General features: G+C 67.4%; 16 protein-coding genes. 13 read left to right on the top strand and 3 right to left on the bottom strand.

Features of this window, described 5'->3' with window-relative positions; translation table 11 throughout:
- Window positions 1-282 precede the first annotated feature (282 nt).
- Window positions 283-840: a hypothetical protein gene (locus tag Q1B08_RS08015; protein ID WP_299816908.1), complete on the bottom strand. Its 558-nt coding sequence runs from the start codon at window positions 838-840 to the stop codon at window positions 283-285.
- Between the two features lie 261 nt (window positions 841-1,101).
- Between Q1B08_RS08015 and Q1B08_RS08010 the strand changes: the two genes are divergently transcribed.
- Entirely contained in the window at window positions 1,102-1,479 is a 378-nt protein-coding gene (locus Q1B08_RS08010) for a hypothetical protein (RefSeq protein WP_299816906.1), read from the top strand.
- A 194-nt stretch (window positions 1,480-1,673) separates the two neighbouring features.
- Here Q1B08_RS08010 and Q1B08_RS08005 read toward each other — a convergent pair whose 3' ends face one another.
- Window positions 1,674-1,985, bottom strand: coding sequence for an ETC complex I subunit (locus Q1B08_RS08005; protein WP_299816904.1), 312 nt, complete (start codon window positions 1,983-1,985; stop codon window positions 1,674-1,676).
- A 219-nt stretch (window positions 1,986-2,204) separates the two neighbouring features.
- Here Q1B08_RS08005 and uvrB point away from each other — a divergent pair, with 219 nt between their 5' ends.
- From uvrB to Q1B08_RS07990, 3 genes are all read left to right on the top strand, one after another.
- Complete coding sequence (uvrB, locus tag Q1B08_RS08000) at window positions 2,205-4,364, top strand: excinuclease ABC subunit UvrB (RefSeq protein WP_299816941.1); 2,160 nt, start codon at window positions 2,205-2,207, stop codon at window positions 4,362-4,364.
- 82 nt (window positions 4,365-4,446) lie between these two features.
- Window positions 4,447-4,692: a hypothetical protein gene (locus Q1B08_RS07995; RefSeq protein ID WP_299816903.1), complete on the top strand. Its 246-nt coding sequence runs from the start codon at window positions 4,447-4,449 to the stop codon at window positions 4,690-4,692.
- Window positions 4,693-4,745: 53 nt separating this feature from the next.
- Window positions 4,746-5,444: a hypothetical protein gene (locus Q1B08_RS07990; protein ID WP_299816901.1), complete on the top strand. Its 699-nt coding sequence runs from the start codon at window positions 4,746-4,748 to the stop codon at window positions 5,442-5,444.
- 19 nt (window positions 5,445-5,463) lie between these two features.
- Here the strand turns inward: Q1B08_RS07990 and Q1B08_RS07985 are convergent, their stop codons facing one another.
- Entirely contained in the window at window positions 5,464-5,730 is a 267-nt protein-coding gene (locus tag Q1B08_RS07985) for a GlsB/YeaQ/YmgE family stress response membrane protein (RefSeq protein ID WP_299816899.1), read from the bottom strand.
- 285 nt (window positions 5,731-6,015) lie between these two features.
- On the opposite strand from Q1B08_RS07985, the gene Q1B08_RS07980 reads away from it, so the two are divergent.
- From Q1B08_RS07980 to Q1B08_RS07940, 9 genes are all read left to right on the top strand, one after another.
- The gene (locus tag Q1B08_RS07980) at window positions 6,016-7,995 is read left to right on the top strand and encodes an alpha-1,4-glucan--maltose-1-phosphate maltosyltransferase (protein WP_299816897.1); all 1,980 of its coding nucleotides are present in this window, start codon (window positions 6,016-6,018) and stop codon (window positions 7,993-7,995) included.
- A complete protein-coding gene (treS, locus tag Q1B08_RS07975) occupies window positions 7,992-11,264 on the top strand; it encodes a maltose alpha-D-glucosyltransferase (RefSeq protein ID WP_299816895.1) in 3,273 nt (1,090 codons plus the stop codon). The genes Q1B08_RS07980 and treS overlap by 4 nt, the downstream gene beginning before the upstream one ends.
- Entirely contained in the window at window positions 11,261-13,426 is a 2,166-nt protein-coding gene (gene glgB / locus Q1B08_RS07970; RefSeq protein WP_299816893.1) for a 1,4-alpha-glucan branching protein GlgB, read from the top strand. Before treS ends, glgB begins: the two co-directional genes overlap by 4 nt.
- A 29-nt stretch (window positions 13,427-13,455) precedes the next feature.
- On the top strand, window positions 13,456-15,681 hold the full coding sequence (gene glgX / locus Q1B08_RS07965) for a glycogen debranching protein GlgX (protein ID WP_299816891.1): 2,226 nt from the start codon (window positions 13,456-13,458) through the stop codon (window positions 15,679-15,681).
- On the top strand, window positions 15,681-17,432 hold the full coding sequence (treZ, locus tag Q1B08_RS07960; RefSeq protein ID WP_299816889.1) for a malto-oligosyltrehalose trehalohydrolase: 1,752 nt from the start codon (window positions 15,681-15,683) through the stop codon (window positions 17,430-17,432). The genes glgX and treZ overlap by 1 nt, the downstream gene beginning before the upstream one ends.
- The gene (malQ, locus tag Q1B08_RS07955; RefSeq protein WP_299816887.1) at window positions 17,429-19,150 is read left to right on the top strand and encodes a 4-alpha-glucanotransferase; all 1,722 of its coding nucleotides are present in this window, start codon (window positions 17,429-17,431) and stop codon (window positions 19,148-19,150) included. Before treZ ends, malQ begins: the two co-directional genes overlap by 4 nt.
- Complete coding sequence (gene treY, locus Q1B08_RS07950; protein WP_299816885.1) at window positions 19,150-21,303, top strand: malto-oligosyltrehalose synthase; 2,154 nt, start codon at window positions 19,150-19,152, stop codon at window positions 21,301-21,303. Before malQ ends, treY begins: the two co-directional genes overlap by 1 nt.
- A gap of 219 nt (window positions 21,304-21,522) precedes the next feature.
- Window positions 21,523-22,047, top strand: coding sequence for a 2Fe-2S iron-sulfur cluster-binding protein (locus Q1B08_RS07945; RefSeq protein ID WP_299816883.1), 525 nt, complete (start codon window positions 21,523-21,525; stop codon window positions 22,045-22,047).
- Entirely contained in the window at window positions 22,044-23,006 is a 963-nt protein-coding gene (locus Q1B08_RS07940) for a xanthine dehydrogenase family protein subunit M (protein ID WP_299816881.1), read from the top strand. The genes Q1B08_RS07945 and Q1B08_RS07940 overlap by 4 nt, the downstream gene beginning before the upstream one ends.
- The last annotated feature ends 3 nt before the right edge of the window (window positions 23,007-23,009 follow it).

Raw genomic sequence — 23,009 nt, 5'->3', positions numbered from 1 at the left:
GGGCCGATGCAACGAACCCGATCATGTCCCAGATCGTGACGAATGATACCTCGGTCACCTTTCAACTATAGCACAGCTAAACAGGCGGACATTCCAAGCCCTTCGTCGGACGGCAACTCCGTCCGCACTATGTGAGTTCAATTGTCGTGATGCTTCGCGATCGCGGCGAATGGTCGGTTTGTCGGGGTGCGCTGCGGGATCGAGAGCGGCGGTGAACGGCAGCTGAGGGTCTGGACGTCAACGTCGATCTGGATTTTGCGGGACCTGAGCCGCTTTGAACGGCTATTCAAACGCACCCTTCAGATCCGCAAGGTGATCCGACAACTCATCGGGGTATCCCCAGCCGATTTGGTTGTCGACCCGGGCGAACTCCTTCTCAAGTAACGGCAAAAATTCCTCAAATAGCTCACGATCTTTCTGTTTCCGGAGAGTGTGGACAATGCTTGAGAACATAGAGCACAAGCTGTCGTAGAAACCTTCGTCGATATCCCCGAACTCGAGTGTAAAATCATTGCCGCATCTCACGTAGTAAGTCATGAGGGTGAGCACATCGTGAATGTTACCGTTGGCTTTCTTAAAATCACTGATCGCTTTCCGGCCTTCGGCCAGCTTTACATCTTGCTTCCAAGGCTGCTTCGGGCAGAGGGCGCCTTGAATCCGCGCCATATATGGGGCGAGGTGTTCTTGCCGTTTCTCATTGCTCAAAAACCTGGCATGCATGAACGCTGCGTTCTCTGGAGTCAGGCGATATAGATCCTGAACAAGCCCCAGTAGTTGGGTCGAAGAAAAGGCGGACAGCTTTTGCTTGACGTCTTTCCATGAGGCTTTTGCGCTACTCATCAGACTCCCATCGAAATATTGCATCTCGAATTGCAATGTTTCGGCCGTTCTGCGGTGCCGCGCAACATGCAAGTGGCTGGCTCGGTGACGCCGCGGCGCGGCGCTTGCGGCCACAATGGATGGCCGGTTTGGGCCGGAAGTGCCGGTCGAGCCGCTGGGAGGGGCAACTGATCCTGCCGACAGCCAAGAGATCCGGAGCGTCCAACTTTTGCTGCGGGAGTCTGGGATGATGTGTCTGGAGCGGGCGAATAGGAAGCAGCCATGACCGCGCTCCCGAAGATCGACAACCGCACCGCGAGAGCGATCTTTCTCGACCGGCACGGGCTGGCGAGCAACCCGACGTGCGCCGGGAAGGGCGCCGACCTGAAGCGCGTGATCGACGCTCTCGGGTTCGTGCAGATCGACTCGATGAACACGGTCGCACGGGCGCACCACATGATCCTGCACGCCGCCGCTCGGCGTATCAGCCCCGAAACCTCGATCTCCTGCAAGACCGTAACCGCGATGTCTTCAAGCACTGGACGCAGGATCACGATGCAGCACTTTCTGCACTTCCGACAGGCGCCGCAGCCGGCTGCCGCGGAGGGTGGCGAAGAAAGAGGCTGTGGAAATGGTCCGGACCCTAGGAGCAGGGCGTGAACTTTGAAAGGGACAGGAGTCAACTGAAGCGATGCGGTGCCCCGGCGGGGCAGGCAGCCGGAATGGTCTTCATCCGATTGCAAGCAACTGAAAGACCTGATGGATACGGCTCAGGAAAAATCTTCTCCAGCCTGCTTTGGCCGGATTCTTACCCCCAGTTGGCCGGAACGTTGGTCGGAGTTACAAAACCCGCGTCAATGCGTCCAAGAGCCCCGCCGGTTCGTGGCGAAGTTCTCGCCGTAGCCTCCGGCGCGGAGGTTCGCCTTCCGGTTCTGCGGACGCAGCACGATGTAGTCGATGCCGTTGTCGCGCGCGTAATCCTCCGCCTCCTTCTGGCTCTCGAACATCAGCCGCACCTGCGCCTGCGTGTCGCGCGAGCCGGTCCAGCCGGTGAGCGGGTCGATCTCCCGCGGGGTTTCGGGCACGAAATCCAGCACCCAGTCGCGGGTCTTGGCGGTGCCGGACGACATGGCGGTCCGGGCGGGCTTGTAGATGCGGGCACGCATGGTCGGACTCCGGTTGGGGCGGTTGCGTCCGGAGATAGCGGGCGGGCCGGACCCGGGCAAGACGCATCCGCGATGCCGCCTTGTGAGACGCGCCGAACGGCATAGATTGGAGGCGACCCCGGCACGACGAGGCCCCCCATGGCGCACAACAACGACAACCGTCCGAAGGGCGAGACCATGACCCTGCCCCCGCGCGAGGACGCGACGGGGCACCTGCCGATGATGCAGCGTCCGGCGGCGGCCCGCGACAAGCTCGAAGGCGGCATCCGCTTCCGCATGGACACGACGTTCCAGCCGGCAGGCGATCAGCCCAAGGCGATCCGGGAGCTGTCGGCGGGCGTGAAGGACGGCGAGCGCGACCAGGTCCTGCTCGGCGCGACCGGCACCGGCAAGACCTACACGATGGCCAAGGTCATCGAGGAGACGCAGCGGCCTGCGATCATCCTCGCGCCGAACAAGACGCTCGCCGCGCAACTCTATGGCGAGTTCAAGGGCTTCTTCCCCGACAACGCGGTGGAATACTTCGTCTCCTACTACGACTACTACCAGCCCGAGGCCTATGTGCCGCGGTCGGACACCTTCATCGAGAAGGAGTCCCAGATCAACGAGCAGATCGACCGGATGCGGCACTCCGCCACCCGCGCGCTGCTCGAGCGGGACGACGTGATCATCGTGGCCTCCGTCTCCTGCATCTATGGCATCGGCTCGGTCGAGACCTACGGGGCGATGACGCAGGACCTGATCGCAGGGAACGAATACGATCAGCGCAAAGTGATGGCCGATCTCGTGGCGCAGCAGTACCGGCGTAACGACGCGGCCTTCTCGCGCGGCTCCTTCCGGGTGCGGGGCGACTCGCTGGAGGTTTGGCCCGCCCACCTCGACGACCGGGCCTGGCGGCTCTCGTTCTTCGGCGAGGAGCTCGAGGCGATCACCGAGTTCGATCCCCTGACCGGATCGAGGACGGACAGCTACGAAAAGATCCGCATTTACGCCAACAGCCACTACGTCACGCCGCGCCCGACGATGCGGCAGGCGATCCTCGGCATCAAGGCGGAGCTGAAGACCCGGCTCGATCAGCTCGTGGGAGAAGGCAAGCTTCTGGAGGCGCAGCGGCTGGAGCAGCGCACCAATTTCGATCTCGAGATGCTGGAGGCCACGGGCGTCTGCAACGGGATCGAGAACTATTCCCGCTACCTGACGGGCCGCGCCCCGGGCGAGCCGCCTCCCACCCTGTTCGAGTACATCCCCGACAACGCCATCGTCTTCGCCGACGAGAGCCACGTTTCCGTGCCGCAGATCGGGGGAATGTACCGGGGCGACTACCGCCGCAAATTCACGCTGGCCGAGCATGGCTTCCGCCTGCCCTCCTGCATGGACAACCGGCCGCTCAAGTTCGAGGAATGGGACGCGATGCGGCCGCAATCGGTCTTCGTCTCCGCCACCCCCGCCGCGTGGGAGCTGGAGCAGACCGGCGGCGCCTTCACCGAACAGGTGATCCGCCCGACCGGGCTTCTGGATCCGCCGGTCGAGATCCGGCCCGTGGAGATGCAGGTCGACGACCTTCTCGACGAGATTCGCCGTGTGACGCAGGCGGGCTACCGCACGCTTGCGACCGTGCTGACGAAGCGCATGGCGGAGGATCTGACCGAATACCTGCACGAACAGGGCATCAAGGTCCGCTACATGCATTCCGACATCGACACGATCGAGCGGATCGAGATCCTGCGCGACCTTCGGCTTGGCGCGTTCGACGTGCTGGTGGGCATCAACCTCCTGCGCGAGGGGCTCGACATCCCCGAATGCGGGCTGGTCGCGATCCTCGACGCCGACAAGGAGGGGTTCCTGCGCTCCGAGACGTCGCTTGTGCAGACGATCGGGCGCGCGGCGCGGAACGCCGACGGGCGTGTCATCATGTATGCCGACCGCATCACGGGCTCGATGGAACGGGCGATGGGCGAGACCGAGCGCCGCCGCGTCAAGCAGAACGCCTATAACGAGGAACATGGCATCACGCCCGCGACGGTCCGCAAGAACGTCGAGGACGTGCTGGCGGGGCTGTATCAGGGCGACGTGGACATGAACCGCGTCACCGCAAAGATCGACAAGCCAATGGCCGGCGCCAACCTGCAGGCGCATCTCGACGGACTGCGCGAGCAGATGCGCAAGGCGGCCGAGAACCTCGAATTCGAGGAGGCCGCGCGGCTGCGGGACGAGGTCAAGCGGCTGGAACAGGTCGATCTGGTCGTCTCGGACGACCCGCTGTCGCGGCAATCGGCGGTGGCGCAGGCGGTCGAGGACGCGCGCAAGGCCGAAGGGCGGTCAACCGCCGGACGGCCGGGCCAGCGCGGCGGCAACGTGAAGCGTCGCAAGAAGCGCTGAGGCTTGCGGCGCCGGCCGTCGCCGCTATTCTTCGGCACGACCGGCGGCATCCCCGCCGCCCGGCACATCCCGGACCACGCCCATGCGCCTTCCGCTCGCTGTCTTCGCCCTTCTCACCGCCACCCCCGCCCTCGCGGACGAGGTGAGCGGCACCATCCTCGCCTACGACCGGCAGGCGAACGTGATCGTCTTCAGCGACCGGTCCGTCTGGGAACTCGGCGACCTCGAAGTGCCCGAGGATCTCGAGGCGGGCGACCGGGTGACGATCGACTTCACCAGCGCCGGGGACAGCGGCATCGGCAAGGCGAACGCCCTGACGCGCGAGTGATCGCGGGGCGGCCCTTTACGTTCGGTTAACCATCTGCCGCGCAGAACCGGGCGATGCTGGCCCGGCTCGCCCTTTTGCTCGTGTGCCTGCCGTCGCTCGCCGCGGCGGGGCCGTGGATGCGCGACGAGGGAAGCGCCTACGCACTCCTGTCGCACCACGGCGGGTCGGACGGCTGGACCGGGTTCTATGTCGAATATGGCGGGCCCTTCGGCTGGACCTACGGAGTCGATGTCGGAGGCCATGTGACGGGCCTTCCACAACTCATGCAGACGGGCATCGCCGATCAGGACGTGGACGGCCGGTTTCGGTCCTTCGTGCGCCTGCCCCTGCCTTTGCCTCGCGGAGAGACCGTCCCCGCCTGGCTCGAGCCGTGGCTCGCCGCACTGGAGTTCACCGTCGGGCAGGACATCGAGAGCGACGGCACGCAAATCAAACGCGTGGGTTTCGGCGGAACCGTCGGCCGCGGCTTCTCCAGCCGCATCGGCGACGGCTGGACGACGCTCGATCTCGGATTGTCCTTCGCCGAAGGGGACCACACGCGAAGGACCTATGCCGGGGTGGTGGGCGTGAAGCCGATGGACCGGCTGGCCGTCGAACTCGGCGCGTTCGCCGAACAGGCGGACGAGTTCAGCTACCAGATCGGTCCGACCTTGCAATACGGGTTCGGCCGGATCGGCGCGGCACGCATCGGCCTCGCCTACCGCTCCGAAGGGGACCTTCAGGGCAGCGTCGGCTGGTCGCGCGAGTTCTAGGCCCCACGCACCCCCGCCGTCACTTGATCGCGCGGATCAGCGCCACCACGAGCGCCGCGCCGACCGCGCCCACGACGAGGATGAGCAAAAGCCCCCCCGCGGCAAGCGCCGTCACACCGAGCGCGGCGAGAACAAACGGGGTCGCCATCGCGGCCACGGCGCCGATCACGGCGTAGAGCGCCTTGCTCCGGCCGGTCATCGCGCCCGCCACCCAGCCGACCGCGAGCCCCACGATCGCGAGAATGATCAGGGCGGCGGCGCCCAGCCCCTCGAACAAACCTTCCATGATGCGACCTCCAATGCGCGTGTCGCGACCCGGCTATCACGGTCGATGCAGTAGTCGAAGGCCCCCGGAGCGCAATTGTACGATTATCGGCTTGCCGGCCCCGTCGGCCTCGCTTTCGCGACACTCTGCGGACCCGCGCGGGGGGACACGAATGGAACCCCTCTTTCGCTCGACGTGTTCCGGGACTAGGCGAGAACGAAGAACATGACAGAAGGGGACGGACTCACGCCGTCCGTCAGGAAGGGGCAGAATGACCCATATCGACATCGAACGGGACCGTCGCTCATGAGCCGCGCAGACCCGCCCAAGGCGCTTGCCCGCGCGCGGCTGGCGATCGAATCCGTCTCTCCGACCGTCGAGTCGGGGCGCTTCGCCGCCAAGGCCGTCGCCGGCTGGCCGACCCGCTTCTCCGCAGATCTCTTCGCCGACGGGCACGAGGTGCTCGGCGCCGCGGTCCTCCTGACCGTCGCAGGCTCGAAAGAGGTCGCCGAAGTGCCGCTCGCGCACAACGTCAACGACCTCTGGCACGGCACCCATGTCCTCGACACCGTCGGCCCCGCGCGCTTCCGGGTGATCGCGTGGCGCGACCTCTATGGAACCTGGGCGCGCGACACCGGCAAGAAGGTCGCTGCCGGCCAGTCGGTCGAGGTGGAGTTGATGGAGGCTCGCGACATCCTCGCTCGCACCAAGGCGCGCGGCGATGATGGACGCGCCGTGAAGGATCTGCGCCGCGCCGCCGAGGGCCCGGACGCGCAACACGTCCTCACCTCCGAGGAGACGCGCGCGCTCATGGCCCGGATCGGGCCGCGGGCGAACCTGACGCAATCGCCGGATTACCCGCTCTGGGTCGACCGCGAGGCGGCGGCGTTCTCCGCGTGGTACGAGCTGTTCCCGCGCTCTCTCGGCGGCCGCGATGCCGAGGGCAAGCCTGTCCACGGCACGTTCCGGGACGTGGAGGCGCACCTGCCCTACGTCACCGATCTCGGCTTCGACACGCTCTACTTCCCGCCGATCCACCCGATCGGCACGGCGAACCGCAAGGGCAAGAACAACACGCTGCGCGCCGAGCCGGGCGATGTCGGCTCGCCCTATGCGATCGGCTCGCCCGAGGGCGGCAACATGGACGTGCACCCCGAGCTCGGCACGCTCGAGGATTTCGATCATCTCGTCGCCACCGCGCGGGAGCACGGGCTCGACATCGCGCTCGACATCGCGCTGAACTCCTCGCCCGACCATCCGTGGCTCAAGGAGCATCCGGACTGGTTCGAGTGGCGCCCGGACGGCACGATCAAATACGCCGAGAACCCGCCGAAGAAGTACGAGGACATCGTCAACTTCCGCTACTACCTCGATGACGGCAGCCCGAACCTGCCGTTCTGGCACGCGGTCGTGGACATGTTCCTGTTCTGGGCGGCGCGCGGCGTCACCTGCTTCCGCGTCGATAACCCGCACACCAAGCCCTTCCCGTTCTGGGAGTGGCTGATCGCCGAGGTCCGCGCGGAATTTCCCGGGACGATCTTCCTGTCGGAGGCGTTCACGCGGCCCAAGGTGATGAAGCGGCTCGCCAAGCTGGGCTACAACCAGAGCTACAGCTACTTCACCTGGCGCAACACCAAGGACGAGTTGACCGAGTACCTGACCGAACTGACGACGGAGAACTGCGCGAACTACATGCGCGTCAACTTCTTCGTCAACACGCCCGACATCAACCCGGTCCCGCTACAGACGAGCGGCCGGCCGGGCTTCCGGACGCGCGCGATCCTCGCCGCCGGGCTTGCCGGCAACTGGGGTCTCTATTCGGGCTTCGAGTTCTGCGAGGGCGCGCCGATGCCCGGCAAGGAGGAGTATCTCGATTCCGAGAAGTACGAGCTCCGCCCCCGCGATTTCGACGCGCCCGGCAACATCAAGGACGACGTGCGCCTGATCAATCGCATCCGGCGCGAGCACCCGGCGATGCGCGACATGCGCAACCTGCGCTTCGCGCCCGCCCACGACGACCGCGTGCTGAGCTGGCTGCGCCACGACCCGGCCACACAGGACGCCGTGCTGTTCCATGTTCTGCTCGATCCCCATGCAGGCGCCGAGTTCGGCTTCGAAGTCCCGCTCTGGGAGTTCGGGTTGCCGTCCGAAGCCTCGATCGAGGTCACCGACCTCATCAACGGAAACTCCTTCACCTGGCACGGGCGCGACCACCGCCTGACGCTCGACCCGCACGAGCGTCCCTATGCCATCTGGAAACTCACACCGCCCGGAGCCGCCCGATGAACGCCCCTTCCCCCACCATTGTCGCGGACACCGACCGGGAGGACTGGTTCAAGGACGCGGTCATCTACCAGTGCCACGTCAAGGCTTATCAGGATTCGAACGGCGACGGCATCGGCGACTTCAAGGGCTTGATGCAGCGGCTGGACCACATCCAGTCGCTCGGCGCGACCGCGGTGTGGCTGCTGCCGTTCTATCCCTCGCCGCTCAGGGACGACGGCTACGACATCGCCGAGTTCAAGGCGGTGAACCCGCAATACGGCGACATGGACGATTTCAGGAACTTGGTGGACGAGGCGCATCGCCGCGGCCTGAAGGTCATCACCGAGCTCGTCATCAACCACACCTCCGATCAGCACGAATGGTTCCAGACCGCCCGCCGTGCCCCGAGGGGCAGCCCGGAGCGCGACTTCTACGTCTGGAGCGACGACCCGAGCCGCTGGATGGACACGACCCGCGTGATCTTCAACGACACGCATGACAGCAACTGGTCCTGGGATCCGGTGGCCGAGCAGTTCTACTGGCACCGCTTCTTCGACCACCAGCCGGACCTGAACTTCGACAATCCGAAGGTTCTGGAGGCGGTGCTCGACGTCATGCATTTCTGGCTCGACATGGGCGTGGACGGGCTCCGGCTCGACGCGATCCCCTACCTCGTGGAGCGGGACGGCACGAACAACGAGAACCTGCCCGAGACGCACGAGATCCTGAAGGCGATGCGCCGCGATCTCGACGCGCATTACGACGGTCGGATGCTGCTTGCCGAGGCGAACCAGTGGCCCGAGGACACGCGCCCCTATTTCGGCGAGGGCGACGAGTGCCACATGGGCTTTCACTTCCCGCTGATGCCCCGGATGTACATGGCCGTCGCGCAGGAGGATCGCCACGCGATCACCGACATCATCCGGCAGACGCCCGAGATTCCGGAAGATTGCCAATGGGGCATCTTCCTGCGGAATCACGACGAGCTGACGCTCGAGATGGTGACCGACCGGGAGCGGGACTACCTGTGGGAGACCTACGCCTCCGACAAGCGGGCGCGCATCAACATGGGCATCCGCCGGCGGCTGGCGCCGCTCATGCAGAACGACCGGCGCAAGATGGAGCTTCTGAACTCCATGCTCCTGTCGATGCCCGGCACGCCGATCATGTATTACGGCGACGAGATCGGGATGGGCGACAACATCTATCTCGGCGACCGCGACGGGGTCCGCACCCCGATGCAATGGTCGGCCGACCGCAACGCGGGCTTCAGCCGGGCCGATCCGCAACGGCTCTACCTCCCCACCATCCAGGATGCGGTCTACGGCTACGACGGTGTGAACGTGGAGGCGCAGTCCTCCTCGCCATCGAGCTACCTGAACTGGATGCGGCGCATGGTGGCCGTTCGCAAGAAGCACGACGTGTTCGGCCGCGGCGAGATCGATCTGCTCTACCCGAACAACCGCAAGGTGCTCGCCTATATCCGGCGCACCAAGGGCGTCGAAGCCGGAACCCACGGTGACGAGGCGATCCTCTGCGTGGCCAACCTGAGCCGCGCGCCGCAGGCGGTGGAGATCGACCTGAGCCGGTTCAGGGGGCGCGTGCCCGTCGAGCTCGTCGGTCAGTCGCCCTTCCCGCCGGTGGGCGACCTGCCCTACATGCTGACGCTGCCGGCCTACGGGTTCTTCTGGTTCCTGCTCGCCGACGAGGAGGAGGCGCCGTCCTGGCACACGCCGGTCACCCCGGTCCTGCCGGACTTCCTGACGCTCACCACGCGCGACGGGCGCCTTTCCACTGCCCTTCGCGGGCGCGAGGGGCGCCAGTTCGAGGCCGAGACGCTGCCACGATACGTCGCGCTCCAGCGGTGGTTCGCCGGCAAGACGCAGGGGGTGTCGCGTGTCTCGCTGCGTCAGCTCGGCGAGCTGGCGCAGGGCCGCCACCTCCTGTCGATCGCCGATGTGGAGACCGGCGGCGAGACGCAGAGCTACTTCCTGCCGCTCTCGGCCGTCTGGGGCGAGAACGCCCTGTCGCTGTCCCCGCGGCTGCCCGCGACGCTCGGCAAGCTGCGCCGGCAGAACCGCGTCGGCGCGCTGATGGACGGCGCTTCCGACGAGGAGATGGCGCGCGCCCTGCTCGACGCGATGCGCGAGGGGGCCGAGATCGAGGGCGACGGCGGCAAGCTCGTGTTCGAAGGCATCGAGCTGGAGACCGGCGACACGGAGCCGCGGCTTCTGGGCGCCGAGCAGTCGAACGCTTCCGTGGCCTTCGGCGACAAGCTCGTGCTCAAGCTCTACCGGCGCGTCCGCGAGGGCGTGCAGCCCGATATCGAGGTCGCGCGCTTCCTGACGCGGGAAACCGATTACGCCGCCACCCCGGCGCTTCTGGGCACGATCCGATGGATCGATGACGAGGGGACGGAAACGATCCTCGCCGCCGCCTCCGCCTACGTTCCGAACCAGGGCGACGCGTGGTCCTTCGTCACCGAGGGTCTCGACCGGGAAATGGAGGCGCGCGAGCATGGGCATGAGGGCGACGAGCGTCCGCTCATGATCGGGGCGCTCGACCTCGGTACCCTGCTGGGGCAGCGCACGGCCGAGCTGCACCTCGCGCTGGCCTCGGGCGAAGGCGCCTTCGGGACCGAACCGCTCGATGCGGAGGGGCTGCGGTCGCTGGTCGCGGAAACGCGGGCCGAGGTGGCCGACACGCTGGACCGGCTGGCGAAGGCCCCGCTCGAGGGCGAAGCTGCCGAGCTTGCCGGGCAGGTCACCGCGCAACGCGACGCCATCCTCGACCGGATCGACCGGGTCGGCACGATGACGCCTTCGGGCGCCGCCTGCCGGGTCCACGGCGACTATCATCTGGGGCAGGTCCTGGTGGCGCAGGGCGACCTCGCCATCATCGACTTCGAGGGCGAGCCGTCGCGTAGCCTCGCGGAGCGGCAGGAGAAATCCTCGCCCCTGCGCGACGTGGCCGGCATGCTGCGCAGCTTCGACTATGCGCTCTGGTCGGCCCTCGGCCGGCGCATCGAGGCCGGCGCCGACCCCGAGCGTACGATGGCACAGGTCCGCGACTGGCGCAGCGCCACCTCCGGCGCGTTCCTCGATGCCTGGCGGGAAACGATGGGCGACGCCGCCGTCCGTCCCGCCGACAGCGCGTTCGAGGATGCGTTGCTCGACCTCTACCTTATCCGCAAGAGCGCCTACGAGATCGACTACGAGCGCGATTTCCGGCCCACCTGGATCGACGTGCCGCTTCGCGGCCTCCTCCAAGTCATGGAAGATACCGAATGAAACCCGACGAACAGACCTGCGAGGCCATCGTCCGCGGGCGCCTCACCGATCCCTTCGGCACGCTGGGAATCCACGATGGCACCCTGACCGTCTTCGCCCCCGACGCGGGCGAGGTGACGGTGGTGAACGGCAAGGGCAAGCCCTTGCTCAAGCTCGAGCGCATCCATCCGGAGGGCGTCTTCCACGGCGCGTTCGGGCGCGGGAAAGCGCCTGCCGATTACCGCCTGCAATGCCGCGCGGGCGATCACGAATGGACGAGGGACGACCCCTACCGCTTCGAACCGTTCCTGGGCGAGATGGATGAGTACCTTCTGGCCGAGGGGCGGCACGAGGAGCTGTGGACGCGCCTCGGCGCGCATCCGACGACGCATCAGGGCGTCGAGGGCACCGCCTTCGCCGTTTGGGCGCCGAATGCGCGCCGCGTCAGCGTGGTCGGGCATTTCAACGCCTGGGATGGCCGCCGCCACCCGATGCGCCGCCGTCTGGGCGGCGGGTTGTGGGAGCTGTTCATTCCGGGCATCGCGCGCGGGGAGCTGTACAAGTACGAGGTCGTCGGCGTTTACGGCGAGGTGCTGCCGCTCAAGGCCGACCCCCTCTCGTTCCGTCAGGAACCGGCGCCCGCCACCGGCTCCATCGTCGACGGGCCCGTCGCGCACGAGTGGCAGGACGAGGCGTGGACCGACCGCCCGCGCCGGACCGCCACGGAGGAGCCGATCTCGATCTACGAGGTGCATCTGGGCTCCTGGCGGCGTGGCGACGACGACCGGATCCTGAGCTACGCCGAGGTCGGCCCGATGCTCGCGGATTACGTGGCCGAAATGGGCTTCACCCATGTCGAGTTCCTGCCCCTCTCCGAGCATCCCTTCACGCCCTCCTGGGGTTACCAACCGATCGGCCTCTTCGCGCCGACCTACAGGTTCGGCACGCCCGAGGAATTCGCGATGCTCGTGGACTACCTCCACGGGCGGGAAATCGGCGTCATCATGGACTGGGTGCCTGCGCACTTCCCCTCCGACGAGCACGGCCTTGCCCGGTTCGACGGCACCGCGCTCTACGAGCACGAGGATCCGCGGCTGGGCTTCCACAAGGACTGGAACACGCTGATCTACAATTTCGGCCGCAACGAGGTGGCGAACTTCCTGCGCGCCTCGGCGCTGTACTGGGTGAAGGAATTCCACGTCGACGCGCTGCGCGTCGATGCCGTCGCTTCGATGCTCTATCTCGACTATTCGCGCAACGCGGGCGAGTGGATTCCGAACCGCCACGGAGGGCGCGAGAATCTCGACGCGATCGATTTCCTGCGGGGCGTCAACGCCCGCGTGGCCGACCGAACCCGCGGCATGACCATCGCCGAGGAATCCACGGCCTTCCCCAACGTCTCCCGCCCCGTGGCGGAGGACGGCCTGGGCTTCGACTTCAAATGGAACATGGGGTGGATGCACGACACCCTGAGCTACATGGCCGAGGATCCGATCAACCGGCGCTGGCACCACGACAAGATGACCTTCGGACTGCACTACGCCTATTCGGAGAATTTCGTCCTGCCGATCAGCCACGACGAGGTTGTGCACGGCAAGGGCAGCCTGATCGGCAAGATGCCCGGCGACACCTGGCAGAAATTCGCGAATCTGCGGGCCTATCTCGGCTGGATGTGGACGCATCCGGGCAAGAAGCTCCTGTTCATGGGCAGCGAGTTCGGACAGGAGCGCGAATGGTCGCACGACCGCTCGCTTGACTGGCACCTCCTCGAGGATCCGAACCACAAGGGCCTGCAATCGCTGGTCCGCGATCTCAACGGCGTCTACAAGTCCCACCCCGCGCTCCACGCGCGCGACTGCGACCCGGCGGGCTTCCAGTGGATCGACGGCGGCGACGCGGAGAACAACGTGTTCAGCTTCCTGCGCCTCGGCGCGGAAGGGGATCCGCCCATGGCGGTGATCTGCAACATGGCGCCGGTGCTGCGCGACGGGTTTCGGGTCGGCTTGCCGCAGGGCGGCCGGTGGCGCGAGGTGTTCAATTCCGATGCCAGCCAGTATGGCGGAACCGGATCGGGCAACGGCGGGTTCGTCACGGCCGATGGGGAAGGTTGGCATGGTCGTCCCGTTTCGACCAGCCTGACGCTGCCGCCCCTCTCCACGTTGATCCTGACGCCGGAGACTTGACCACACGAATCCCGGAAGGTTCGACCTGAATGTCCTCCACACCCTACGCCCTCGAAGCCGGGACCGGGTCGCGCCTTGGCGCGACCTGGGACGGGGCGGGGACCAACTTCGCGCTGTTCTCGGCCCATGCCGAAAAGGTCGAGCTCTGTCTGTTCAACGACAGCGGCCGCCGTGAGGTCGCGCGGATCCCCCTGCCCGAATACACCCATCAGGTGTTCCACGGCTACCTCCCTGAGGTGCGCCCGGGGCAGCTCTACGGCTACCGGGTTCACGGACCCTACGCGCCCGAGGCCGGACACCGCTTCAATCCCAACAAGCTTCTCGCCGACCCCTATGCCCGCGCGCACAAGGGCGACCTGCGCTGGCACGACAGCCTGTTCGGCTATCGGCTCGGCGCGCGCCGGGAGGATCTGAGCTTCGACCGGCGCGACAGCGCCTTCGTCATGCCGAAATGCGTCGTCACCGCGAACGCCTCCGCCTGGGGCAACGACCGCCGGCCGAATACGGACTGGTCCAAGACGGTGATCTACGAGGCGCATGTCGGGGGCATCACCCGAGGTGCCAACCACGTGGAGGAGCCGCTGCGCGGCACGTTCGAGGGCCTCGCCCATCCCGAAACGATCCGCCACCTCCAGAAGCTCGGCGTGACCGCCATCGAGCTCCTGCCGATCCATGCCTTCCCGAACGACCGCCATCTCCTGGAGCGCGGTCTGGTGAACTGGTGGGGCTACAACACGATCGGGTTCTTCGCACCGACCATGCGCTACATGATGCAGCACGGCGCGCTCGACGAGTTCCGCGTCATGGTGCGCCGCCTCCACGATGCGGGCATCGAGGTGATCCTCGACGTGGTCTACAACCACACGGCCGAGGGCAACCAGCTGGGACCGACCCTGTCCTTCCGCGGGATCGACAACGCCAGCTATTACATTCTGGGCGACGACAAGCGGTACTACTACGACACGACCGGCACGGGGAACTCGCTCGATCTCGACAACCGCCGGGTCCTCCAGATGGTCATGGACTCGCTCCGGTACTGGGTCGAGGAATGCCATATCGACGGCTTCCGCTTCGACCTCGCCTCCACGCTCGGACGCCGTCGCGACACGTTCGATCCCCACGCGCCGTTCTTCGACGCGGTGCTCCAGGATCCCGTCCTGTCCGGCGTCAAGATGATCGCGGAACCCTGGGACACGGGCATGAACGGATACCAGGTCGGCAATTTCCCCCCGGGCTGGGCCGAATGGAACGACGTCTACCGCGACACCGTCCGCTCCTTCTGGAAGGGCGACGGCGGACGGGCGCCGGACATGGCCGACCGCCTGCTCGGCTCGGCCTCCAAGTTCGAGCATCGCGGCCGTCGGCCGTGGACCTCCATCAACTTCGTCACCGCCCATGACGGCTTCACGCTGATGGATCTCGTCTCCTACAACGACAAGCACAACGAGGCGAACGGCGAGAACAACAACGACGGCCATTCCCACAACGTGAGCTGGAACCACGGCGTCGAGGGGGCCACCGACGATCCCGACATCCTCGCGCTGCGCGACCGGCAGCGGCGCAACATGATGGCGACGCTCCTGCTCAGCCAGGGCACCCCGATGATCCTGATGGGCGACGAGCACGGCCGCAGCCAGAACGGCAACAACAACGCCTATTGCCAACCGGGCGACATGAACTGGTTCGACTGGTCCAAGACCGACGATCCGTTCGCGAAGTTCACCGCCGACCTGATCCGGCTGCGCAAGTCGCGCGACCTGCTGGCGCCCGTGCGATTTCTTCACGGGACCGACGGCAACCCCGAGGGCCGGTTCGTCACCTGGCACCGCCGGACGGGCGCGGCCATGCAACCGGGCGACTGGCAGGACCCCGAACGGCGCTTCCTGTCGCTCGTCATCGCGGGGCGCGAGGACCGCTCCCTGCTGCTCGCGCTGAACGCGAACCCCGGCGCGATCACCTACCGGTTGCCCCCGGGGGAGTGGGAGGTCCGGGTGGATACCGACGCGGCCGAGGTCACGCAAAAAGGCGGGCCGACCGTTTCGGGCGAAGTCACGCTGAAGGAACGCGCGCTTCTTCTGCTCGAGGCGGTCGAGACCGGCCCGATCGAGTTCGAGGGGCAGGAGAGCGAGCCCGAAGAACTGGCCGAGGCGGAGGAGCCGGACGGCGGCGTCCCCTCCGAACCGCGGCCCGAGAATACGCAACCCCCGGAGGAGACGGCCGCGACGCCGCCTTCCGACAACGAGAGCGCGATCTGATGTTCGATACCCACGATTCCGACCGACACTGGGGCCCCCGCATCGGCCCGGACGGGGTTCATTTCCGTCTCTGGGCGCCGGGGCTCGAATCGCTGGTGCTGCATCTCGACGGCCGGGATCACGAGATGGACAAGCAGGGCGACGGCTGGTTCGCGACCGTCGCGGAGGCGCGTGACGGGTCGGAATACGGCTTCCGCATCCCCGACGGCCGGATGTTCCACGACCCGGCGGCGCATGCCCAGTCCGGCGACGTCCATTCGCTGAGCCGCGTGGTCGTCCCGCGATACGAGTGGAAGCATCCCCCCTCCGCCCGCAAGTGGGAGGAGGCGGTGATCTATGAATGCCACGTAGGCACCTTCACGCCCGAGGGCACCTTTGCGGCGATGCACGAGAAGCTCGACTACCTCGTCGATCTCGGCGTGACCGCGCTGGAACTCTTGCCCGTCGCGACCTTCGGTGGCGAACGCGGCTGGGGCTACGACGGCACGCTTCTCTACGCGCCGCACCGCGCCTACGGCACGCCCGACGAGTTGCGCGCGCTTGTCGACGCGGCGCATGGCAAGGGGCTGATGGTGATCCTCGACGTGGTCTACAACCATTTCGGCCCCGAAGGCAGTTACCTCTCCGCGCATACGCCCGAGTTCTTCGACGAAGGGCGGCACACCCCCTGGGGCAATGCGATCGACTACAGCGAAGGCCCCGTCCGGCGCTTCTTCATCGACAACGCGATCTACTGGCTGCAGCAGTTCCGCTTCGACGGGCTGCGCTTCGACGCCGTGGACCACATTCGCGACACGTCCGAGCCGGAGCTGCTGGTCCAGCTCGCCCGCGACATCCGGGCCCGGATGGACCGCGAGGTGCATCTGACCACCGAGGACAACCGCAACATCACCTACCTCCACGAGCGGGATGGCGACCGGGTTCCCCTGATGACGGCGGAGTGGAACGACGACTGGCACCATTGCGCGCACGTCCTCGCCACCGGCGAGACGGAGGGCTACTACGCCTTTTTCGAGAACGATCCTGCCGGACTGATGGCCAAGGCCGCCGCGACCGGCTTCTGCTATCAGGGCGAGGTCTACGAAGGAGGCGAGCCGCGCGGCGCGCCGTCGGACCACCTGCCGCCCGCGGCCTTCATCGACTTCCTGCAGAACCACGATCAGGTCGGCAACCGCGCCATCGGCGAGCGCATCGCCGCGCTGGCCACGCCCGACATGATCCGGGCGCTGCACACGACGCTGCTCCTGTCGCCGCATATTCCGCTTCTCTTCATGGGAGAGGAATACGGCGAGACCCGCCCGTTCCTGTTCTTCGCGGACTTCCACGACGAGCTCGGCCGCGCCGTGACCGAGGGCCGGCGCAAGGAGTTCGAAGGCTTCGGCGACCACCAGGGCGACGACGTGCCTGATCCGATCGCGCCCTCGACCTTCACCGACAGCAAGCTCGATTGGGACAAGCTCTCCGCCGAGCCGCATCGCGCGACCTATGCCTTCGTGCGCGATCTGTTGCGCCTGCGGCAGGAAAAGGTCGTCCCGCTTCTGTCCGGGACCGGGCCGAACAGCGGCACGGTGCTGGAGGTGCCGGATCGTTGCGTGGCGGTGGACTGGCGCCTGAACGGCGGCACGCTGCGTCTGCGCGCCAATTTCGGCGACCGGGCCGTGGCTCTGCCGCCGGCCGGGGGCGATCTGATCCAGCTCACCGGCGAGGCCCCGGGCGCCCCCGTCTCCGCCGCGTTCTGGCTCGACAAATGAGCCTGCGCAGCCTTGCCCGGCATCACGGCCTGACCACCGCCTACGAAGAGCGGGACGTTCCCGACACCACGCTCGCGCTGATCCTCGAACGGCTCGGCGTCGACTCGGGCGGCGCGCCCTCCGGCGCCCCCGCCGCTGAGGCGATGCCCTCCACCGGCGCCCGGGCTCCGCGCCCGGCCCGCGGTTGGGGCGTGTTCTGCCAGCTCTACGAGCTGCGCTCGGACCGCAACTGGGGGATCGGCGACTTTTCCGACCTCGCCCGGCTCGCACGGACCTGCGGCATGGCGGGGGCCGATTTCCTCGGCGTCAATCCGCTCCACGCGCTGTTCCTCGCGGCGCCGGAGCATTGCTCGCCCTTCTCGCCCTCCAACCGGCGCTTTCTGAACCCGCTCTACATCGCGCCCGACACGCTTGGCTGCGAGCGACCGGACGACCTGCCCGATGCCGACCTCGTGGACTATGCCGCCGTCACCCGGGCGAAGCTCGGCGCGCTGCGCGCGGCCTTCGCCGCCGCGGGCGACGACCCCGACTTCGACGCCTTCTTGGCCGAGGAGGGCGAGGCGTTGCGCCTGCACGCGCTCTTCGAGGTGATCTCCGCGGGACAAAGCCATGTCGGCTGGACCGGCTGGCCGAAGGCGCTGCAGGACCCACACGGCGCGGCGGCGTCCGAGATCGGCAGGACGCAGGCCGAAGACGTCCGCTTCCAGCAATGGCTGCAATACGTCGCCCGGACCCAGCTTCGCGCAGCGCAGAAGGCCGCGAAGGATGCGGGAATGCGGATCGGCCTTTATCTTGACCTCGCCGTGGGCGAGGCGCAGGACGGCTCCGCGACCTGGTCCGGCACCGCCGCCGCGATGCCCGGGCTCGGCGTCGGCGCGCCGCCCGACGTGTTCTCCGAGCACGGTCAGAACTGGGACCTCGCCGCCCCCTCTCCCGAGAAGATGGCGCGCGACGACTACGCTGCCTACCGCGCCATGATCGGCGCCCAACTCCGCGACGCGGGGGCGCTCAGGATCGACCACGCCATGGCGATCTGGCAGCTTTTCCTGATCCCCGCGGGCGAGCCCGCGGCGAACGGCACCCACCTGCGCTATCCGATGGCCGACCTCCTTCGCGTCCTGTGCGAGGAGGCGCACCGCAACGACGCCATCCTGATCGGCGAGGATCTGGGCTTCGTGCCATCCGGCTTCCGCGAGGTGATGACCGCCGCGAACATCCTGAGCTACCGCATCGTCTATTTCGAGCAGGACGAGACGGGCTTCGACGCCGCCGGCTCCTACCCCGAGGTCGCGCTGGCATGCCTGTCGACCCACGACCTGCCGATCCTGTCGGCCTGGTGGACGGGACAGGACATCGACCTGCGCGAGGCGAACGGCCTCGTCTCCCCGGAGGCCAGCGTCCAGCACCGCGCGCACCGCGAAAAGGAGCGGCGCGATCTCGTGCGCGCCTTCGGCGTGGAGGCCGATCCGGAGGCGGAAACGCTGCCCGACGCCGTGCTCGACGCGGCGCATGCCTTCATGGCCGCGACGCCCTGTCTCCTTGCCGGGGTCCGGCTGGCCGACCTCGTCGGTCCCGAAACGCCCACCAACCTTCCCGGCGTCACCGACGGCCACCCGAACTGGCGACCACGGTCGTCCGTCGCGGTGGACGACATCGCCGACCATCCCGTCTTCGCCCGCGTGACCGGGTCGATGCGCACCGCCAGACCGAGATCCTGATGCAACTCCCCTCCGCCACCTACCGCCTGCAATTCCGCGAGCACATGGACTTCGCGCGGGCCGAAACGCTCGTGCCCTATCTCGCCGATCTGGGCGTCTCGCATCTTTATGCGAGCCCTCTCTTCACCGCGACGCCGGGCTCTACCCACGGCTACGACGTGACCGACCCGAACGAGATCGAGCCGTCGCTCGGCGGCCGGGCGGGGCTGGAGAAGCTTTCGGGGACGCTCAAGGCGCACGGGCTCGGACTCATCCTCGACATCGTGCCGAACCACATGGCCTTCAACGTGGCCAATCCCTGGCTGCATGACGTTCTCGCCAACGGGCTCGACAGCGCCTATGCGGGGCATTTCGACATCGACTGGTCCGACCGCCTGCGCCTGCCCTGGCTGCCGGAGCCTTTCGCGGCGATGGCGGAAAAGGGCGAGATCACCACCGACGGCACCGACATGATCGCGGGCGACCTGCGCGTGCCGCTCGCCGTGACGGGGCCGGAGGACATCCGGGAACTCCACGATGCGCAGCCCTGGCGCCTCACGCACTGGCGGACGGAGGCGGCCGCGATCTCGCACCGGCGCTTCTTCACCGTGACCGGCCTGATCGGCGTCCGGGTGGAGGACGACGCGGTGTTCGACGACGTGCATCGCCTGACCTTCGAGCTGATCGACGAGGGGATCGTCGACGGCCTGCGGGTGGACCATGTGGACGGCCTTGCCGATCCGGCCGCCTACCTCGCGAAGCTGCGTGACCGCGTGGGCGACCGCCCGGTCTGGGTCGAGAAGATCCTGACCGGCGACGAAGTGCTTCCCTCCGAATGGCCCGTGCAGGGCACGACCGGATACGTCGCCGCGCGCGCCATCGCGCAGGTCCTGACCGACGCCGCCGGCGCCGAGGAGCTCGACGCGCGCACCAGCAGCGACTTCCGCCGCGTGCTGGCCGCCGCCAAGCGCCAGATCGTCACGACCGAGCTGCCGGCCGAGCTCGACCGCCTCGTGGAACTCGCCCTCGCACAAGGCGGCGAATGGGGTCGCGGCGCCTGGCGCGAGGCGATCATCCGCTATGTCGGCGCCTTCCCGCGCTACCGCACCTACGCCACGATGGACACGGTGAGCGAGGACGACTCGAAGGCGATGCGCAACAACGTCGCGCGCGCCATGGCCGAGATGAACGATCCCGGCGCGATCCTCGACCTCTACGCCCTCCTCATCGACCCGGATTGCGGAGAACTTCGCGTCCGCCTCCAGCAACTCACCGGCGCGGCCATTGCCAAGGCGCAGGAGGACACGGCCTTCTACCGCTACACGCCGCTCCTGTCGGCCAACGAGGTCGGCGGGGAGCCGGACGAACCGGCGATCGACGTCGCGGGCTTCCACCGGGCGATGGAAGTGCGGCAATCGACCATGCCCGGCGCCCTCACCCTTACCTCGAGCCACGACACCAAGCGCTCCGAAGACGCGCGGATGCGCATCGCCGCGATCAGTCACGATGTCGAAATGCGCGACACGCTGCGCGCGCTGACCGACCTGCCCGCGCCCTGGGGCTGGTATCTCGCGCAATCCGCCTTCGCCGCGCAGCCCGAGGGCCAGCTGGCCGAGCGCCTGCCCGAACACATGGTCAAGGCCATGCGCGAGGCCAAGCGCGACACGTTCTGGACCGCCCCGGACGAGGATTACGAGGCCCGCGTCACACGGGCCGCACAGGACATCGCGGACGCGATCGACCCGCTGCCCGAGGCGGTCGTGCCCCTGGCCGAAAGGGCGGCGAACCTGTCGCTCGCGCAATGCGCGTTGAAGCTCACGATCCCCGGCATCCCCGATATCTATCAGGGTACCGAGATCGGCAGCTTCCGCCTGACCGATCCGGACAATCGCGCCGTCGTCGATTTCGACGCGCTGGCCCGCAGCGAGACGAAGACGCCCTTCGACGCGGCCAAGCTCGCCCTCACCCGCACCCTGCTGCGGCTGCGTCGGGACCGGCCCGACCTCCTCGATGCCCCCTACGAGCCGCGCGACGCGGCGCCGGGCATCCTTGCCTTCACCCGCGGCGACCTGCTGGTCGAGGTCTCGGTCGACGGCACCGACCTGCCGGACGCGTCCGGTCCGGTCCGCCTGACGCTCGACGGGACGGAGCTTCTCCGGAGGCAGCCTTCCTGAGATGATCTGCCTCTGAGCGGATCGGCGTGCCGGCGAAGTCCCGACCTCGCCGGCACTCGCATGTTTGATGCCGGGAGCCTGCAGGGCCGTCTTCACCCGGCGCGTCGACCGGACGGCAACCCTCTGCCCCTCTCCCGCGACCGGCCGTCGCGTCGGGAAAGAAAAAGGAACACTTGTTCCACCCGGGTCGTTCGGTTTGCGAAACACGCCGGAGCGATCATGAAAACCACCCTCACCATCAACGGCGCGTCCTACGAGCTCGAGGCCGACAGCCGGACCTCGCTTCTCGACGCGCTGCGCAACCATCTCGGTCTGACCGGCTCCAAGAAAGGCTGCGACCATGGCCAGTGCGGCTCCTGCACCGTGATCGCCGACGGTCGCCGCATCAATTCCTGTCTGACGCTGGCCTGCATGATGGACGGCGTCGAGATCACCACGATCGAGGGGCTGGGCGAGCCCGGCGCGCTTTCTCCGTTGCAGGACGCCTTCGTGCGCCACGACGGCTACCAATGCGGCTATTGCACGCCCGGGCAGATCTGCGCGGCCACGGCGATGCTCGACGAGATCAAGGCCGGCTGGCCCAGCGTCGTGACCGACGACCTGACCGCGTCGCCCGAACTGAGCGAGGCGGAGATCTCCGAGCGCATGTCCGGCAACCTGTGCCGCTGCGCCGCCTATCCCAACATCGTCGACGCCATCTCCGAGGTGGCCGGCGTCAACGGATGGAAGGAGGCTGCGGAATGAAGCCCTTCGATTATGCCCGCGCCCAGGACGTTTCCGGCGCCCTCGATGCCGGAAAGATCATCGCCGGCGGCACCAACCTCCTCGACCTGATGAAGCTCGGCGTGGAAACGCCCGAGCGAGTGGTCGACATCACCCGGCTCGACCTGAAGCGGATCGAGGACCATGAGGGCGGCCTGCGCATCGGCGCGCTGGTCTCGAACTCCGACCTCGCCGTGGACGACCGCGTCCGCCGCAACTACGAGGTCCTGTCCCGCGCCCTCCTCTCCGGGGCGAGCGGCCAGCTTCGCAACATGGCGACGACGGGCGGCAACCTGCTTCAGCGGACGCGGTGTTACTATTTTCAGGACGTGGCCTCGCCCTGCAACAAGCGCGAGCCCGGCTCCGGCTGCCGCGCGAAGGGCGGCGCCACGCGGCTCCACGCGATCCTCGGCGCCTCCGAGCATTGCATCGCCACACATCCGAGCGACATGGCCGTCGCGATGCAGGCGCTCGATGCCTCCGTCGAGATCGAGGGCGCGGAGGGCACCCGCACCGTGCCGCTGGCGGAGTTCTACGTTCTGCCCGGCGACCGGCCGGACATCGAGACCGTACTGAAGCCGGGCGAGCTCATCACCGCCGTGATCCTGCCCGCCCCGTTGCCCGGCCGGCAAACCTACCGCAAGGTGCGCGACCGGGCCTCCTACGCCTTCGCGCTCGTCTCTGTCGCCGGCATCGTCTCGGTAAAGGACGGTGTGATCGAACAGGCCGCGCTGGCCTTCGGGGGCGTCGCGCCGCGCCCCTGGCGCAATCTCGAGGTCGAGACGGCCCTCGCCGGCCGTGAGCCCACGCGGGAGACCTTCGACGCGGCCGCCGACATCCTTCTGGCGGGAGCCGAGGGTCAGGGCGGCAACGACTTCAAGATACCGCTCCTGCGCCGGACCTTCCGGGCCGTGCTGGGCGAACTCACGCAAGGGGCCTGAACC

The organism is uncultured Jannaschia sp. (genome assembly GCF_947494025.1).
In the GTDB taxonomy this organism is placed as follows: Bacteria; Pseudomonadota; Alphaproteobacteria; order Rhodobacterales; family Rhodobacteraceae; genus Jannaschia.
Note: the sequence above shows the minus strand (reverse complement) of the source record. Positions and strands in the feature narration are given on the sequence as shown.